This is a genomic window from Bacillus sp. FG16, from assembly GCF_057809515.1.
Genome location: NZ_JBMDKC010000115.1, coordinates 1 through 16,635 on the forward strand (window position 1 = coordinate 1; position 16,635 = coordinate 16,635).

Annotated in this window: 17 protein-coding genes and 1 pseudogene; 12 read left to right on the forward strand and 6 right to left on the reverse strand. The window is 35.5% G+C overall.

Annotated elements, in window-relative coordinates; translation table 11 throughout:
- Positions 1–238 (forward strand): annotated as a pseudogene (locus ACODS7_RS27385) (calcium/proton exchanger); the annotation flags it as partial.
- A gap of 81 nt (positions 239–319) precedes the next feature.
- Positions 320–1,117, forward strand: coding sequence for a YfkD famly protein (locus tag ACODS7_RS27390; RefSeq protein ID WP_002083605.1), 798 nt, complete (start codon positions 320–322; stop codon positions 1,115–1,117).
- A 35-nt stretch (positions 1,118–1,152) separates the two neighbouring features.
- Here the strand turns inward: ACODS7_RS27390 and yfkAB are convergent, their stop codons facing one another.
- Positions 1,153–2,280, reverse strand: a complete 1,128-nt coding sequence (yfkAB, locus tag ACODS7_RS27395) for a radical SAM/CxCxxxxC motif protein YfkAB (RefSeq protein ID WP_000156025.1) — start codon at positions 2,278–2,280, stop codon at positions 1,153–1,155.
- A 213-nt stretch (positions 2,281–2,493) separates the two neighbouring features.
- Between yfkAB and ACODS7_RS27400 the strand changes: the two genes are divergently transcribed.
- From ACODS7_RS27400 to truA, 6 genes are all read left to right on the forward strand, one after another.
- On the forward strand, positions 2,494–2,676 hold the full coding sequence (locus tag ACODS7_RS27400) for an SE1561 family protein (RefSeq protein WP_000513558.1): 183 nt from the start codon (positions 2,494–2,496) through the stop codon (positions 2,674–2,676).
- Between the two features lie 206 nt (positions 2,677–2,882).
- A complete protein-coding gene (gene fumA, locus ACODS7_RS27405; RefSeq protein WP_000413530.1) occupies positions 2,883–4,403 on the forward strand; it encodes a class I fumarate hydratase in 1,521 nt (506 codons plus the stop codon).
- A 125-nt stretch (positions 4,404–4,528) separates the two neighbouring features.
- Positions 4,529–5,311: a delta-lactam-biosynthetic de-N-acetylase gene (pdaA, locus tag ACODS7_RS27410; protein WP_048563998.1), complete on the forward strand. Its 783-nt coding sequence runs from the start codon at positions 4,529–4,531 to the stop codon at positions 5,309–5,311.
- A gap of 59 nt (positions 5,312–5,370) precedes the next feature.
- Positions 5,371–6,234, forward strand: a complete 864-nt coding sequence (locus ACODS7_RS27415) for a DNA-3-methyladenine glycosylase family protein (RefSeq protein WP_243168140.1) — start codon at positions 5,371–5,373, stop codon at positions 6,232–6,234.
- Between the two features lie 10 nt (positions 6,235–6,244).
- Positions 6,245–7,624, forward strand: a complete 1,380-nt coding sequence (gene rlmD, locus ACODS7_RS27420; protein ID WP_048563996.1) for a 23S rRNA (uracil(1939)-C(5))-methyltransferase RlmD — start codon at positions 6,245–6,247, stop codon at positions 7,622–7,624.
- A gap of 56 nt (positions 7,625–7,680) precedes the next feature.
- Entirely contained in the window at positions 7,681–8,418 is a 738-nt protein-coding gene (gene truA / locus ACODS7_RS27425) for a tRNA pseudouridine(38-40) synthase TruA (RefSeq protein ID WP_048563995.1), read from the forward strand.
- A 44-nt stretch (positions 8,419–8,462) separates the two neighbouring features.
- On the opposite strand, the gene ACODS7_RS27430 is transcribed toward truA, so the two are convergent.
- Positions 8,463–8,666, reverse strand: a complete 204-nt coding sequence (locus tag ACODS7_RS27430) for a hypothetical protein (RefSeq protein WP_016083640.1) — start codon at positions 8,664–8,666, stop codon at positions 8,463–8,465.
- Positions 8,667–8,749: 83 nt separating this feature from the next.
- Positions 8,750–10,153 carry a sigma-54 interaction domain-containing protein gene (locus tag ACODS7_RS27435; protein ID WP_016083639.1) on the reverse strand — a complete coding sequence of 468 codons (1,404 nt, stop codon included), beginning with the start codon at positions 10,151–10,153 and terminating at the stop codon, positions 8,750–8,752.
- 293 nt (positions 10,154–10,446) lie between these two features.
- On the opposite strand from ACODS7_RS27435, the gene ACODS7_RS27440 reads away from it, so the two are divergent.
- The 3 genes from ACODS7_RS27440 (at position 10,447) to ACODS7_RS27450 (ending at position 13,599) form a co-directional block, all read left to right on the forward strand.
- Positions 10,447–10,701, forward strand: a complete 255-nt coding sequence (locus tag ACODS7_RS27440) for a biotin/lipoyl attachment domain-containing protein (RefSeq protein WP_000859489.1) — start codon at positions 10,447–10,449, stop codon at positions 10,699–10,701.
- A 106-nt stretch (positions 10,702–10,807) separates the two neighbouring features.
- Complete coding sequence (locus tag ACODS7_RS27445) at positions 10,808–12,229, forward strand: amino acid permease (RefSeq protein ID WP_016083638.1); 1,422 nt, start codon at positions 10,808–10,810, stop codon at positions 12,227–12,229.
- 95 nt (positions 12,230–12,324) lie between these two features.
- Positions 12,325–13,599, forward strand: coding sequence for an acetylornithine deacetylase (locus tag ACODS7_RS27450; protein ID WP_243168141.1), 1,275 nt, complete (start codon positions 12,325–12,327; stop codon positions 13,597–13,599).
- Between the two features lie 99 nt (positions 13,600–13,698).
- On the opposite strand, the gene ACODS7_RS27455 is transcribed toward ACODS7_RS27450, so the two are convergent.
- Positions 13,699–14,352, reverse strand: a complete 654-nt coding sequence (locus ACODS7_RS27455) for a DUF1232 domain-containing protein (RefSeq protein WP_016083636.1) — start codon at positions 14,350–14,352, stop codon at positions 13,699–13,701.
- 130 nt (positions 14,353–14,482) lie between these two features.
- Here ACODS7_RS27455 and ytaF point away from each other — a divergent pair, with 130 nt between their 5' ends.
- Positions 14,483–15,094 carry a sporulation membrane protein YtaF gene (gene ytaF / locus ACODS7_RS27460; protein ID WP_043935352.1) on the forward strand — a complete coding sequence of 204 codons (612 nt, stop codon included), beginning with the start codon at positions 14,483–14,485 and terminating at the stop codon, positions 15,092–15,094.
- A gap of 118 nt (positions 15,095–15,212) precedes the next feature.
- Here the strand turns inward: ytaF and ACODS7_RS27465 are convergent, their stop codons facing one another.
- Both ACODS7_RS27465 and glsA read right to left on the reverse strand, forming a co-directional pair.
- On the reverse strand, positions 15,213–15,554 hold the full coding sequence (locus ACODS7_RS27465; RefSeq protein ID WP_000766603.1) for a DUF3969 family protein: 342 nt from the start codon (positions 15,552–15,554) through the stop codon (positions 15,213–15,215).
- Between the two features lie 174 nt (positions 15,555–15,728).
- On the reverse strand, positions 15,729–16,574 hold the full coding sequence (glsA, locus tag ACODS7_RS27470) for a glutaminase A (RefSeq protein WP_488828051.1): 846 nt from the start codon (positions 16,572–16,574) through the stop codon (positions 15,729–15,731).
- Positions 16,575–16,635: the final 61 nt, after the last annotated feature.

Genomic DNA, 16,635 nt, shown 5'->3' on the forward strand with positions numbered 1-16,635 from the left:
AAGCAGTATAGACACTTTTATCGATGTTAAAACATTAAACGGAACTTATATAGTATTGCTATCTATGTTCTTCGCGCAGAGGATGCCTTTAGTATTTACCATACCAGAACTTGTGTCTATGATTACAGCCGTTTTCTTAACGATTGCGATTTCCAATGATGGAGATACAAACTGGTTTGAAGGCGGCACTTTACTAGCGGCGTATGTCATTATGGGAATTGGTTTTTATTTATTATGAAAAATAGGCATAACAATTGTGCTCAGAGAAAACAATAAATGAAGTAGTATATATACCTTTACATAGGAAGGAGCCAGACAGGTGAAACGAGTATACAGCATATGTCTTTCAACTATGGTCTCGTTTATTTTATTATTTCCTAACATGAGTTTTGCAAAGACAACAGTAGGAACAAAAATGCCTTCATCTGTTTTAAATATTTCAAAAGACAATACATTCCCAAATGATGCGCAAGATTTGCCACGTTTACAGCCGAGTAAGTTTGCTCAAGAACTATTGAAAACAGCTAATATTAAAATTGAAAATCCAGACTTAATTCGGATGTTTAATGAAACGACAATTTCAAATGCGCCGCTTGCAGTAGGGTATCGGGCAAAAATTTATTTAGGTCAATGGGCTTTACATTATGAATCAGTAGACACATCGATTAATTGGGAATATAAACAAGTGAATCGAAATGTGTATGATAATCGCGGAGGAGACCGTTTGTATCCACTTCGCTATAAGCAAGAAACACAAAAGACGGTTGAAGGCGATTTAACAGCAGATATGAAAGATGCTGCAGATGTGAAAAAAATGATGCTTCTCAAAGCGCTTGAAAAAGTACAATTGCCCCTTTCGTTTAAAACAACTATTGGTTATGGTACTGGACATGAGCGTGTGTATAATATTAGTCCGAGTCAACTCGGATATTTATACGCTTATACACCAGCAGTAAATGAAAAGGGAAAAGTAACATTTGGAGAAGTGTATCTTGTATTAAAGGGAAATCAAAAAAGACTTGTTGTGAAAAATATTACTTCTCAAGGAATTGGAGCGGCGATTCCAATTCATGATCATTTATTTTTTAAATTCATTTCTTCTTCCCACTCGCAATAACATAAAAAAACGTCAGCTTATAAGCTGACGTTTTTTTATAATGTAATGTTTGCTGTTTTTGATAAGAAATCTTCTGTCGGATAGTAGCTGTTTTTTACAAGAACATTTGGTCCAAGACATTTTACTGCAGGACAGTGACAGCTTAATGATTTTGCTGTTTTTGAAGCACTCCATTTGTCATATGCTTCTTGTAATGTGTTTGTTTGTATGTTTCCTAGAAGTGGAACATCACCAAAGTCCGTCACAATAATATTTCCATCGAAAATATTTACATTTAAACGAGAACGGCCATCTGGATCATTACGAACAGTGACATTTTTGCTCTCTTGTAATTTTTTAAATGTGGCAATGTCTCGCTCGTCATCGCTACAAGCATAGAAAGGTAACGTTCCAAATAACATCCATACATTTTCATCGCGAATTTCTAGTAAATGCTCAATTGCATTACGAATTTCAGCTTTTGTTAAAATCTCTAGATTACTCGCGAAGTCACTTGGATACATTGGGTGAACTTCATGACGTTTACAGCCCATCTCTTCGACGATTTGACGGTGAATATGTTCAATATGTGGTAGAGTTCTTTTGTTTAACATTGTTTCGGCCGATACAAGTACACCTGCATCTGATAGAGCCTTACTATTTGTAATCATTCTTTCGAATAATTTTGCACGTTGTTCGTAAGTAGGTTTACGCTCCATCATTGCAAATCCGCCTTCAACGAAGTCATCAATTGTTCCCCAGTTATGAGAGATATGCAACACGTCTAAATAAGGAATAATTTGTTCGTAACGTGCTAAATCTATAGTTAAGTTAGAGTTGATTTGAGTGCGAACGCCTCGTTCATGGGCGTATTTTAAGAGTGGTGTTACATAGTTGTCGACGGATTTCTTTGAAAGCATAGGTTCTCCGCCAGTAATACTTAAAGAACGTAAATGAGGAATCTCATCTAATCGTTTTAATAAAAGATCCATCGGAAGCGGATTTGGGTCTTTCGGCTGTAACGTGTAACCAACAGCGCAATGCTCACAGCGCATATTGCATAACGTCGTCGTTGTAAATTCAACATTTGTTAATAGTAGTTTGCCGTACTCTTCAAGGTCCATATACGCTTCCCATGGATCGTAAGAAGGAGTAATCGGCTTCATTTTTTGTGATATCGTCATATGAAATACTCCTTTGACTATTGAAATAACAATTTGTCCATTCTCTATAATAGAAGAATATGTGCTTTTTATAAAGTGAAACTTTTTAGCGTGAAAAGAGAGAGGGCTTACATTATAGTGGAGGACTGTGACAAAATTGATGAAATTTCATGCCCATAGCAATCATTTTTGCGGTATAATAAAAGCAACTCGAATTAAAAGGAGAGTGCCTTCATGGGAAAAGCAATTCAAGATAAAGATACACAATTAGTATATTTAAAAGAACGTTTAAATATGTTCATTGAAGTAATTGATACAATTGAACCTGAAGAAGTAGAGTTAGAAGATGTAGATCGTCTTCTTGCGATGTTAGATGAATTAGAATTAAAATGTGAGCAATTTAAAAAAGACGAATAATATATTAAAAAGGCTGCCAATACAAAATTGGTAGCCTTTTTCTGTACGGATAATAGAAGGACGGTAGAAAAAAAGGTATAATCAAGTTGTGAAAAATTTCATTTATCCTTTAATAGCATGAAATAAATAAAAAGCTGAAGAGTATAACAATGGAATTTTCATCTCATAACGTTTTGGTAGCGTTCACAATTGAGGGGGAAGTAACAATGGAAAAGCTTCAAGAAAGCATGTATCAACTAATTGTTGAAACGTCAACGAACTTACCGAAAGATGTTCGTCGTGCGATTCAACAAGCGAAAGAGCGAGAAAATGCAGGGACTCGTTCTGCGATGGCACTTGGCACAATTACAAATAATATTAAAATGGCTGATGATAACATCTCACCGATTTGCCAAGATACAGGGATGCCAACGTTTAAAATTTATACACCAGTTGGTGTGAATCAATTAAAGTTGAAGGAAGCTATCTATAATGCGCTTGAGCGGGCGACAAAAGATGGTAAACTTCGTCCAAATTCTGTTGACTCTCTTTTTGGAGACAATAGTGGAAATAATTTAGGACCAGGTACACCGGTTATTAAGTTTGAACAATGGGAAAAAGATTATATTGATGCACGTTTAATCCTAAAAGGTGGTGGCTGTGAGAATAAAAATATTCAATATAGCTTACCGTGTGAACTAGAAGGACTTGGACGAGCTGGCCGTGATTTAGAAGGAATTCGTAAATGCCTTCTTCATGCAGTATACCAAGCACAAGGTCAAGGATGTAGTGCTGGTGTAATTGGTGTTGGTATCGGGGGAGACCGCACATCAGGTTATGAATTAGCCAAAAATCAATTATTCCGTACATTAGATGATGTCAATCCAGTACCAGAGTTACAACAACTTGAAGAGTACGTATTAGAAAATGCGAATAAGCTTGGCATTGGTACAATGGGATTTGGTGGAGAAACAACTTTACTGGGCTGTAAAATTGGCGTGTATAACCGCCTGCCGGCTAGCTTCTACGTATCTGTGGCGTATAATTGCTGGGCATATCGCCGCCTAGGTGTAACAATCCATCCTGAAACAGGTGAAATTATGGATTGGTTATATCAAGAAGGTGAAGATACACTTCAGCATGAAGCACAAGAAAAAACAGAGCAACGTGAGATTGTATTACAAGCACCAATTACAGAAGAGCAAATTCGTGGACTTCGCGTTGGTGATGTTGTAACAATTAATGGCATGATGTATACAGGTCGTGACGCAATCCATAAGCATTTAATGGATAATGATTGTCCAGTAGATTTAAATGGACAAATTATTTACCACTGTGGTCCAGTTGTTGTGAAAGATGACAATGACAATTGGCAAATTAAAGCGGCAGGTCCAACGACAAGTATTCGTGAAGAACCGTACCAAGGCGATATTATGAAGAAATTTGGTATTCGCGCTGTTATTGGAAAAGGCGGTATGGGTGCGAAAACATTAGCGGCTTTAGAAGAACACGGCGGCGTGTACTTAAACGCAATTGGCGGTGCGGCGCAATATTATGCTGAATGTATTAAAGAAGTGAAAGATGTTGATTTCTTACAATTTGGTATTCCAGAAGCAATGTGGCATTTACGCATTGAAGGTTTTAAAGCAGTTGTAACGATGGACTCTCATGGTAATAGTTTACATGCAGATGTTGATAAAACATCACTTGAAAAATTAGCGAGCTTTAAAGAGCCGGTATTTAAATAAACAAAAATGCATCTCGAATCTTTCGAGATGCATTTTTTGGTATATATAGAAAAACATGCACAGCATGAAAGTAAGTAAGAAAACAGAAACTACAGGTACGATTATATATGGAAAGGAGACTATTTATGAAATATAAATGGTTATATATCGGTCTCATTTTTTCAATTATGATGGCACTTGTTCCAGTTTCAACATTGGCTTATACAAATACTCCACATAACTGGGGAATCCCGCGTCCTAAAAATGAAACAGTACCAGATGCAGGGAAATTATATACAGATTTACTACAAAAGAATGGTGGATTTTATTTAGGGGATACAAAGAAAAAAGATATTTATTTAACGTTCGATAATGGATATGAGAATGGATACACAGGCCAAATTTTAGATGTATTAAAAGAGAAAAAAGTACCGGCAACTTTCTTTGTAACAGGGCATTACATTAAAACGCAAAAAGATTTGCTATTAAGAATGAAGGATGAAGGACACATTATTGGAAATCATTCGTGGAGTCATCCTGATTTCACAGCGGTAAATAATGAGAAACTTCGCGAAGAATTAACGAGTGTAACGGAAGAAATCAAAAAAGTAACTGGACAAAAAGAAGTGAAATATGTACGCCCTCCGCGCGGCGTATTTAGTGAAAGAACATTGGCTCTTACGAAAGAAATGGGCTATTATAATGTGTTTTGGTCACTCGCATTTCTAGATTGGAAAGTGGATCAACAAAGAGGATGGCAATACGCACATAATAATGTAATGACGATGATTCATCCAGGATCTATTTTATTACTTCATGCAATATCAAAAGATAATGCAGAAGCACTTGCAAAAATCATTGATGATTTGCGCGAGAAAGGGTATCATTTTAAAAGTCTAGATGACTTAGTAAAAGGCAATCAACCGTAAGCATGTATGCTTACGGTTTTCTCATGCTATAATGATGTGTAAAAAGGATGGGGAAACGTATGTGGAGCGAACATGTTACGTTAGAGTATCCGTATCATTTTGAAGAAGTATTAAAACGTTTATCTTTTGATCCTCTTAACGTCATTCAATTAGATGAGAAAGTCATTTATATCCCGCTTTGTATAGACGAGGAACAGGTTATTGTTCGCTTACAAGGGATTGGTACTGTTCAAAATCCACAGTTTTGGATTTCTAGTCAGACAGGAAATCCGGAGAAAGTCATGAAACGAATGAGGGACATTTTTCATTGGAATGAACCGTTTCAAGATATACAAAATCATTTTTTAAACACATCATTACGTCCACTATTTGAAACATATGCTTATACTCCAATTATGTTAGAATTTGATTATTTTGCTTGTCTTCTTCGCTGTATCATTCATCAACAAATAAATTTGAAATTTGCTACTGTGTTAACAGAACAATTTGTGAAACGGTATGGAACAGAAAAGAACGGTGTATTCTTTTTCCCGACTCCGGAAATAGTAGCAAATATTTCAATTGAAGAATTGAGAGAGCAGAAGTTTAGTCAGCGAAAAGCTGAATATATAGTAGGATTAGGTCGAAGTATTGTCAGTGGTACATTAAATTTAGCGAGTATAGAAAATGGGACGGAAGAAGAGGTTGGGGCACAATTGTTGCCAATTAGGGGAATTGGTGCATGGACAGTGCAAAACTTTTTAATGTTTGGGCTTGGACGGAAAAATATGTTTCCGAAAGCAGACATCGGGATTCAGCGTGCAGTACAAGGTGTATTTCAATTAGATGATAAACCGAGTGATGCGTTTTTAGAAAACGTGAAACAAGAATGTGAACCATACTGCAGTTATGCAGCGTTATATTTATGGAAAAGTATAGAGTAGAGGTGTAATAATGATACAAAAACAACATGAGAGTAAGTTGGAAGTTGGTCAAACATTTCCTGTGACAATTAAACGTCTTGGGATTAACGGAGAAGGCGTTGGTTATTTTAAGAGACAAGTTGTCTTCATTCCAGGAGCATTACCAGGAGAAGAAGTTGTTGCTGAAACAACGAAAATTCAGCGTGGCTTCGCTGAAGCAAAAGTGAAAAAAGTTCGTAAAGCTTCACCACATCGTGTGAAAGCACCATGTCCAGTATACGAGGAGTGTGGTGGCTGTCAGCTACAACATTTAGATTATAAAGAACAATTAAATCAAAAACGTGATATTGTTGTACAAGCATTTGAGAAGTACATGAATAACAGTTTGGAAGAAAAAATTCGTCCGACACTTGGCATGGAAAATCCATGGCATTATCGTAATAAGAGTCAATTACAAGTGGGGCGTAAAGACGAGAAGGTTATTACAGGGCTATATAAACAAAATTCACATCAGTTAATTGATATTGCCCATTGTATGATTCAACATAAAGCAACGAATGAAGCGACAAAAGTTGTAAGACGTATATTAGAAAAATTAAATGTTTCTATTTACAATGAGAAAAAACAAAAAGGTTTAGTACGCACAATTGTGACACGTACTGCAGTTCAAACAGGGGAAGTACAAGTTACACTTATTACAACAAAAGAAGAGTTGCCAAATAAAGAACAATTTATTGCAGAAGTACAAAAACAGATGCCAGCTGTTAAATCAATTATGCAAAATGTAAACTGGCGTAAAACATCTGTTATTTTCGGTGATAAAACATTTAAATTAGCTGGAAAAGAAGTAATTCAAGAAACACTTGGTGATTTATCATTTGAATTATCAGCACGTGCATTCTTCCAGTTGAATCCAGAACAAACAGTTGTGTTATATGATGAAGCAAAAAAAGCAGCTGCTTTAACAGGAAATGAGAAGATTGTGGATGCGTATTGTGGTGTTGGTACAATCGGTCTTTGGCTTGCAAATGATGCAGCGGAAGTACGTGGTATGGATGTAATTCCAGAAGCGATTGCAGATGCAAGAAAAAATGCGAAGCGTCACGGATTTACAAATACGAAATATGAAGCAGGTAAAGCTGAACAATGGTTACCGAAATGGGTAAAAGAAGGATGGCGTCCAGATGTAATTGTTGTCGATCCACCACGTACAGGTTGCGATGATAAATTACTGGAAACAATTTTAAAGGTGAAGCCGAAACAAGTTGTGTATGTGTCTTGTAATCCTTCTTCATTAGCACGTGATGTACAAGCATTAATGAAGAGCTATGAAGTGGAGTATGTGCAACCAGTTGATATGTTCCCGCATACAGCTCACGTAGAAAATGTAGTGAAGCTTGTTAGAAAGTAAAGTTTATTAATATTCCCTCATGGTATGAGGGAATATTTTCTATGAAGGAGAATATTATGCATAATTATAAATTAACGATTCAGTACGACGGCGCACGTTTTAAAGGATGGCAACGTCTCGGTAATAACGATAATACGATTCAAGGAAAAATCGAAAGTGTCATATCTGAAATGATCGGAAAAGAAATTGAAATTATCGGTTGTAGTAGAACAGACGCTGGTGTACATGCTTTGAATCAAGTTGCTAACTTTCAAAGTGATGAGAAGTTAGTGGAACATAAAGTGAAAAAATATTTAAATCAATATTTACCCAATGATATTAGCATTACGGATGTGGAAGAAGTACATGATCGCTTCCATGCTCGTTACAACTCTAAAGCAAAAACATATCTGTATAAAATTTGGAATGAAGAGCATACAAATCCATTTATGCGTAAATACAGCATGCATGTGAATAAAAAATTAAATGTGAAAAGCATGAAAGCAGCTGCAAAACATTTAGTTGGTTCACATGACTTTACTGCTTTTTCAAATGCGAAATCAAAGAAAAAATCTATGGTTCGAGAAGTATATACACTTGATGTGATGGAAGAGGCAGGGTTTGTACAAATTAGAGTAAGTGGTAACGGCTTCCTTCATAATATGGTAAGAAAAATTGTTGGGGCATTAATTGAAGTTGGATTAGGACAATTAGATGCTGAAGCAATTCCAAACATTTTAGAAGAAAAGCAGCGCAATCAAATTAATTGTCTTGCTGAGGCAAGTGGATTGTATTTAGAGAATGTTGAGTTTTAATGGCAAATAAAAAAATCGGGCTAAGTAGCTCGATTTTTTTAGTATTACGAAGATTTATCGTTTTTTATACGTAGCTTCAAATTCCAAAAAGCAGCAAGCATAATAGCTGCAAAGGAGCCAAAAATTGTTCCTAATAGCTTTGCATAAGGAGAGCTGCTTACATCGGCATTAATGAATAACATCATACAGAGCATGGCAGGGAAAAAGTATAAGTATTGTAATAACTTTAATTTTTTATCATTACCCATATATATAGCCCCTTTCTAGCATGTTATATGTTTATTATAACATATTTTACCAAGTTGTTTTTATACTTGGAGACATGTTTATTTCATATGTGTAAATGCAGTTTTTTAATTCGATATTGTAAGTTTTGCCTACTTAATCCTAAAAATTTTGCAGCTTGTGAGATGTTGCCATGATTCTCTTTAAGAATTTGGTTAATGTAGTTCTTTTCCATTTTTTCTATTGTGTGTTTTAAAGTTTTAGGTGCATCAGTATTGTGATTAGTTAGTGCATGTTGCATATTGAATTCTGTTTTTATTCGTTCACGAAAGCGAGTAGGCATATGAAACGCTGTAATGATGGTTTCATCTTCTATCAAGTTCATGGAACCTTCAATTATATGTTCCAACTCCCGTACGTTTCCAGGCCAATCGTATGCATAGAAAAATTCTCTTACATTTACATCTACATCGGTTACGTTGAGCCCGAATTGAGTATTATATTTTTCAATAAAGTGCTGAACAAGAGCTGGAATATCTTCTTTTCTTTCACGTAAAGGCGGAAGACATAAAGTAACGACGCTTAATCGGTAATATAAGTCTTCTCTTAATCGATTATGTGCGATGGCTTCGAAAGGATCTTCATTGATAGTTGCTATAATACGAACATCAATTTCTTTTTCGTGTGTGCCTCCGATTCTTCGTATTGTTTTTTCTTGTATAGCTCGTAGTAACTTCGCTTGAAGTGCTGGACTTAATGAGTTGATTTCATCTAATAACAAAGTTCCTCCGTTCGCTTCTTCAAATAAACCAGCTTTATCGATAGCTCCTGTAAATGCACCTCGGTTTGTACCGAATAATAAGCTTTCCATGAGTGTATCAGGTATAGCGGCACAGTTCTGTGAAATAAAGGGTTTTGTTGAACGCTGACTTTCATTATGGATGCTTTGTGCAAATAGCTCTTTCCCAGTTCCTGTTTCTCCTACTAGAAGTATGGAGGAAGATGTACGAATTACTCTTTTTCCTTCAGTAATGATTGATTGAATAGCTTCAGAATCACCAATTATGTGATCAAAGGTAAATTTAGTGCTTTGTTTTCGAGAAGGGCCCATTCTTATTGTTTGCTTTAAGTTACTAATTTCTTTTGATATTTCAATAGCGCCTTTAATTTTTCCGTTTTCTATTATAGGGAAAGTATCGTTAATCGTTGTAATTTCTTGTCCTTTATTGTTAAAATACGTTTGTTTTATATTTTTGTTTGTTTTTCCTAATTTTAATGCCTCTATAAGAGTACTATTTTTATTTTCTTCAAATGCAAATATTTCTAAAGGACTTTTATATAATACATCTGAGCGTTCCATTGATTCAATTTCCATCATTTTGCGGTTATAGATAATCGTTTTACTTTCCTCATTAATAATATGAATCCCGATATCGAGTTCATTGAGTAAAGTTTCATATAGCATATTCATTTCAATGATCTGTTTAAAATTAATGTCTTCTGTACGCATAGATTATCTTCTCCTCATTTCACCCTATGAAGACTTACTTTTTATAATTTTATTAAAATTCTTATAAAATCGCAAAATTTTTTTGCTATTTTCCTTTTAAAACTTTTCAAATGATAGAAAAATTTTGCGGTTGTGCACGCTTTTTTGTGTAAAACGCTCATTTAATATATGAATTAGAGACTTGGTACGCATTTTGCATAAATAATATTCGAAATCTCTAGAGGGGAGAATATGAATTTTTATAGGATATACAACGTTTCAGTGTCAATTAATAAGAGGGAGGAATTTATAAAGTGAAGACAGTTATAGAAGGTGTGTATAGTCCTTGTTATGGAAAAGTAGAGAAGTTATTTGTTACGGAAAGTTCTTACGTATACGAGTGGGAGAAATTAGCGTTAATTGAAACGATAGATAAACAGAAAGTAGAAATTAAGATAGGAATCAGTGGTTATATTGAATCATTAGAAGTAGTAGAAGGACAAGCTATTGCTGATCAAAAGTTATTAATAACAGTAAGGGATGATCTTTTAGTAACAGGCAGTGATTAATGTAAGTGATGTGTATTTTTGCTCTTTTAAATCATTATTTTTACGGTGAATAATTTTAAAAGCGCTTACATTAAATGGATTGGCAAAGTGAAAAGGGGGGATTTATATGATGGATCAAAACCAAGGATTAAAAAGAGAATTGAAAAGCAGGCACATATTTATGATTGCACTCGGTGGAGTTATTGGTACAGGACTTTTTTTAGGATCAGGTTATACGATTCATGAAGCTGGACCTGGAGGAGCAATTGTAGCGTATCTTGTCGGTGGATTTGTAATGTATTTAACGATGCTCTGTCTGGGAGAGTTAGCGGTTGCGATGCCTGACGCAGGGTCTTATCAAACGTATGCGACAAAGCATATTTCTCCTGCAGCAGGTTATGTAGTGGGATGGATGTCTTGGTTAAACTGGTCTGCTACGATAGGTATTGAATTAATTGCAGTTAGTATTTTGATGAAACGTTGGTTTCCTGATGTACCGTCATGGATTTGGTGTGTAGTTTTCGCGGTACTGCTCTTTGCTATTAATGCGTTATCTTCAAGAAGTTTTGCGGAAGTGGAATTTTGGTTTGCAAGTATTAAAGTAATTACAATTATTGCATTTATTATTTTGGGCGGGGCAGCAATGTTTGGTTTTCTAGATATGAAAGGAAATGAACCAGCGCCAATGTTCTCTAGCTTTACTGATTATGGTGGATTGTTTCCAAATGGATTATCAGCCATTTTAATTACAATGATTGCAGTTAATTTTTCTTTCCAAGGAACAGAATTAGTTGGTATTGCAGCAGGTGAGAGTGAAAATCCAGAGAAAACGATCCCGAAGGCAATTAACAATACAGTTTGGCGTATACTTGTTTTCTTTGTACTATCTATTTTTATTCTTGCTGGACTATTCCCTTGGCAGCAAGCGGGAGTAATAGAAAGTCCATTCGTAGTTGTATTTGATAAAATTGGTATTCCTTATGCAGCAGATATTATAAATTTCGTTATTATTACAGCAGTACTATCCGTTGCGAATTCAGGATTATATGCAACTTCGCGTATGCTATGGTCTATGTCTAATCAAGGAATGATTAGTCCGATTTTTGGCAAGTTATCTAAAAACGGTGTTCCCATTTATGCATTGATTGTAAGCACAATTGTAGGTTGTCTCTCACTACTATCAGGTATTTATGCGGAAGATACAGTTTATTTATGGCTGCTTTCTATCGCTGGATTCGGAGCGATACTAGTTTGGGCATCTATTGCTTTATCAAATTTATTAGCTAGAAGGTCATACATGAAGCGGGGCGGGGATGTTAAGGACTTGAAATTTAAAACACCATTGTATCCATTTGTACCACTTCTTGCGTTAGTATTAAATTTAACAGTAATCGTTGGCATGGCCTTTATTCCAGAACAAAGAATGGCATTGTATTGTGGTATTCCATTTATGATTGTTTGTTTACTGTTTTATCGTGCTACAAGAAATAAGGGAAATAATGTGGAGCATATTGAAAAGACAAATACAACGGAAGTAGAGAGTTTATAATAGTGATTAATTAGGAGACTGTAAAATTGTAAACAGTCTCTTTTTTTGTGAAAATAAAGCTGGAAACATACTATGTATGCAAAGGGGAGTTAGCGATGAATCCAGAAGTTTCGCAGTTGTTAAAACAAATAGATTCAAGGAAAGAGGAATTGTTGGAACTTACAAAAACATTAATTCGTTTTGAAACACCAGCACCGCCAGCGAGAAATACAAATGAAGCGCAAGAATTTGTTGCAGAGTTTTTAAGCAAACGAAATTTTAGTATTGATAAATGGGATGTATATCCGAATGATCCGAATGTTGTTGGGGTAAAAAAAGGGATAAAAAGTGACTCATATAAAAGTCTTATTATTAATGGACATATGGATGTAGCCGAAGTGTCAGCAGATGAGGCGTGGGAAACAAATCCATTTGATCCATTTATAAAAGATGGCTGGTTAGTTGGACGTGGCGCAGCAGATATGAAAGGTGGGCTGGCTGGAGCGCTATTTGCCATTCAACTTTTACAAGAAGCTGGTATTGAATTACCTGGAGATTTAACTTTTCAATCGGTAATTGGAGAAGAAGTTGGAGAAGCAGGTACACTTCAATGCTGCAAAAGGGGTTACGATGCTGATTTTGCAGTAGTAGTGGATACGAGCGATTTACATATGCAAGGGCAAGGCGGTGTCATTACTGGATGGATTACAGTGAAAAGTCCGCAAACGTTTCATGATGCAACGCGCAGACAAATGATCCATGCTGGAGGACGTCTATTTGGAGCGAGTGCGATTGAAAAAATGATGAAAATTGTACAAAGCTTACAAGAATTAGAGCGCCACTGGGCAGTTATGAAAATATATGAAGGCTATCCATCTGGAACAACAACAATTAATCCAGCTGTTATTGAGGGAGGAAGGCATGCGGCGTTTATTGCGGATGAGTGCCGATTGTGGATAACAGTGCACTTCTATCCGAATGAAACACATGAACAAATAATAAACGAAATTGAAGAGTATATTGGAAAGGTGGCAGCTGCCGATCCATGGTTAAGTGAAAATCCGCCACAATTTAAGTGGGGCGGAGAATCAATGATTGTAGATCGTGGTGAAATTTTCCCTTCATTAGAAGTAGATAGTGAACATAAAGCTGTAAAAAAACTTAGCTCAGTACACGAGTCTATTCTATCAAAAAATGCAATTTTAGATATGTCTGCAACGGTAACTGATGGCGGTTGGTTTAGTGAGTTTCATATTCCAGCGATTATATATGGACCAGGTACATTAGAAGAAGCACATTCTGTAAATGAGAAAGTTGAAGTTGAACAGTTAATTGAATTTACAAAAGTGATAACAGCATTTATATATGAATGGTGCCACACGAAAAAATAGAGTTGTATAGTAAAATCGTACGAGTATGTATACTTGTACGATTTTCTAGTGAACTATTTCAGAGTTGAATATAAACAACTGAAATAGTTCTTTATTTTGCTATGTCTTTCGTTTCATTTCAAGTAATTTCTCTTTTGCTAATTCAACGGCAATCGCATCATCTAAATAGCCAATTGGAAAGAGATAGTCGGGAATAATATCTGTCGATAAAATGAAATAAAGTAATGCGCTCCCAAGAACTGCACGTTCTTCCTTTGAAATGGTTTCATTGCAAAATTGTTGATACATATCTGTTAATTGTTCAATAAAAGGACCAGCACTATCAATTTGCTCTAATTTGCTTGCGAAACTGTCACGAATACGTTTTTCGCCTTCTGTTGTCTGGGCATAGCGTTCGTAATTTTCGAGTTCTTGTTTTACGCGAGTTGTAGTGTAATCGAAATCGAATAAGTTAGAGGATTGTAAAGTTTGCTGAATGGTATCAAGAGATGTGTACATATCCGTTTTTTCTTTATTTATGTGAGGAGAATCAGGGTACATTTCATCAAATAACAATTGGGGTGGAACTTGAAGACATTCTGCAAATTTTTGTAGATGTTTTTGTTTTGGCGGTTGTTTGCCATTAATAATTCTTGAGACTGTTGCAGGATCAATATTTGTAAGTATTCCTAGTTGGCGCATAGACAGGGCGCGTTCTTTTAAAAGTTTTTTTATTAATTTACCAAGCCGATCATTCGGGTTTTCATTAGCCATAGTGTAGGCACTCCTTTTTTCGTGTTGAAAAAATGTTGAGCATTTATTACAAGTATATGAAACAGACAGGCACAGTTGCTCAACATTTTCATAATATGCATTGAAAAGTGAGAAAAAGGGGTGACTATTTATGAGTACGGCAGGCTTATTTTCAATTTTTTTAATCGGGATCGCTTCTAATTTAGATAATGCAGGTGTTGGAATTGCGTATGGCATTCGTAAAATTCGTATTTCGTGGTTTAACAATTTTATCATCGCATTCTTTGGGTTTTTATTTACTTTACTAGCTGGATTTTTTGGGAACTGGATTGCGTTATTTATTTCAGAGTTTACAGCAAACCTGATTGGAGCAATCGTTTTAGGGATAATCGGGGTGTTTATTTTATGTCAGCCTTTTTTGAGTCAAAAAAATACTGCAGGTTCTAAAGATGATAATATACTTATGGGAATTTTACGTGATCCAGAAAAAGCAGATTTTGATGGCTCTAAAACAATTAGTTTTTCTGAAGCACTTGTTTTAGGAGTTGCATTATCTATTAATAATATTGCAGGTGGGTTTGATGCAGGGGTAACAAATTTAAATCTTTGGCTTACAGCGACTATTTCTGGGGTGTTTAGTTTTATTTGCATAAGCGGTTTTGCGTATGTAGGAAAACGATATTTAGCAGCATACTTAGGGAAATGGGCTACGGTTATTGCAGGAGTGTTATTAATACTTATTGGGATTGATCAGTTGTTGTGAAAATAGAAAAGCAATGTTCGAGCATTTCCTCGGAAATACTTGAATAAGTTGCATATATCGACATCGGATATTTACTTCTTAATAAATAAAAAGCACCTACATACTACATAGGTGCTTTTTAGCGTATGTCTTCAATTAATTGTTCTGATTCTTCATGCATACTGTATTCACTTAACACTTGGATGCAAAGCCACTTTAATTCCTCAATCGTGTGCTCAAGTTCTTCAGGAAGCACATGATGAATGTCTTCAAGTCCCATCCCGAAATGAATAAGTTCAAGTACTTGATCATCGATGTTCCGATCCATTAATAATTCAAGTACTTCTAAATTGAATATGTATCGGTGAGCTTCGTCGAGTGAAACAACTTTTAACTTCAAGCTTTCTACAATACTCAATATAAAAAGAAGGATTGTTTTTTCAAGAACAGGTTGTTTTCCCATTTGAAATATTAGTTTCATCTTTCACACCTCCACATATAGCGCTAGGTTGTACTATATTATTCAGGAGGGGGGAACAAATATGCATGATATAGAGAAACTTTCAGCACTGTTTTTGTAAGAGGATTGATAACTGACAAAAGTGAGGTTTTGGTGAAATAAAAAATCCTGCTAGTATAGCAGGATAACTCGCGATTAAAAAATACTCCAGCCTTCTTGAGCAGAAAGAAGTTCAAGAATTTTAAAACCAGCAATACTATTTCCGTTTGCATCTAAAGCCGGTCCGAAAATGCCGATTCCCATATCGCCTTTTACGCAGCCGAAAATACCACCCGCTACACCACTTTTTGCAGGGATACCAACACGGATTGCAAATTCACCAGATTCGTTATACATACCACATGTGACCATAAATGTTTTGCAAATTTTTGTAATATGTTTAGGGATAATTTGTTTTTTCTTATATGGATCATATCCATCCATTGCAAAAATTAAGCCGATACGTGCTAAATCGATGCAGTTTATTTCAACTGCGCATTGACGAGTATATAAATCCATAAGTTCTTCAATATCACAATCGATAATACCGTTTTGTTTCATATAATAGCAAAGCGAACGATTTAGATAAGCTGTCTCTAATTCTGAATCGGCAACTTTAGAGGAATAATTAATAGTAGGGTTATCTGTTATTTCACGTACAAAATGAAGAATACGTTCCATTTTTTCCTCGTTATCTTTTCCTGCTAACATGCTTGTAATAGCTAATGCTCCTGCATTAATCATTGGATTAAGGGGTTTGGACGGACTTGTCGTTTCTAATTTAATAATAGAATTAAATGGGTCACCCGTTGGTTCCATTCCAACTTTAGAAAATACATATTCTTCACCACGGTCTAAAAGGGCAAGGGCAAGTGTAATTACTTTAGAAATACTTTGAAGAGTAAATAGTGTTTGTGAGTTGCCAGCATGGATATATTCTGTTTCTTTATGGAAAATGGCAATCCCTAAATCGTCTGGATTTGCATTTCCTAGTTCGGGGATATAAGTACATCGCCATCAAGCTAAGCTCATACAACGTCAATTATAGTAAAGGTTTTTTCTT

Coding starts and splice junctions, on each gene's coding strand:
- yfkAB (WP_000156025.1), bottom strand. CDS start 2,280: ATGACGATATCACAAAAAATGAAGCCGATTACTCCTTCTTACGATCCA.
- ACODS7_RS27400 (WP_000513558.1), top strand. CDS start 2,494: ATGGGAAAAGCAATTCAAGATAAAGATACACAATTAGTATATTTAAAA.
- fumA (WP_000413530.1), top strand. CDS start 2,883: ATGGAAAAGCTTCAAGAAAGCATGTATCAACTAATTGTTGAAACGTCA.
- pdaA (WP_048563998.1), top strand. CDS start 4,529: ATGAAATATAAATGGTTATATATCGGTCTCATTTTTTCAATTATGATG.
- ACODS7_RS27415 (WP_243168140.1), top strand. CDS start 5,371: ATGTGGAGCGAACATGTTACGTTAGAGTATCCGTATCATTTTGAAGAA.
- rlmD (WP_048563996.1), top strand. CDS start 6,245: ATGATACAAAAACAACATGAGAGTAAGTTGGAAGTTGGTCAAACATTT.
- truA (WP_048563995.1), top strand. CDS start 7,681: ATGCATAATTATAAATTAACGATTCAGTACGACGGCGCACGTTTTAAA.
- ACODS7_RS27430 (WP_016083640.1), bottom strand. CDS start 8,666: ATGGGTAATGATAAAAAATTAAAGTTATTACAATACTTATACTTTTTC.
- ACODS7_RS27435 (WP_016083639.1), bottom strand. CDS start 10,153: ATGCGTACAGAAGACATTAATTTTAAACAGATCATTGAAATGAATATG.
- ACODS7_RS27445 (WP_016083638.1), top strand. CDS start 10,808: ATGATGGATCAAAACCAAGGATTAAAAAGAGAATTGAAAAGCAGGCAC.
- ACODS7_RS27450 (WP_243168141.1), top strand. CDS start 12,325: ATGAATCCAGAAGTTTCGCAGTTGTTAAAACAAATAGATTCAAGGAAA.
- ACODS7_RS27455 (WP_016083636.1), bottom strand. CDS start 14,352: ATGGCTAATGAAAACCCGAATGATCGGCTTGGTAAATTAATAAAAAAA.
- ytaF (WP_043935352.1), top strand. CDS start 14,483: ATGAGTACGGCAGGCTTATTTTCAATTTTTTTAATCGGGATCGCTTCT.
- ACODS7_RS27465 (WP_000766603.1), bottom strand. CDS start 15,554: ATGAAACTAATATTTCAAATGGGAAAACAACCTGTTCTTGAAAAAACA.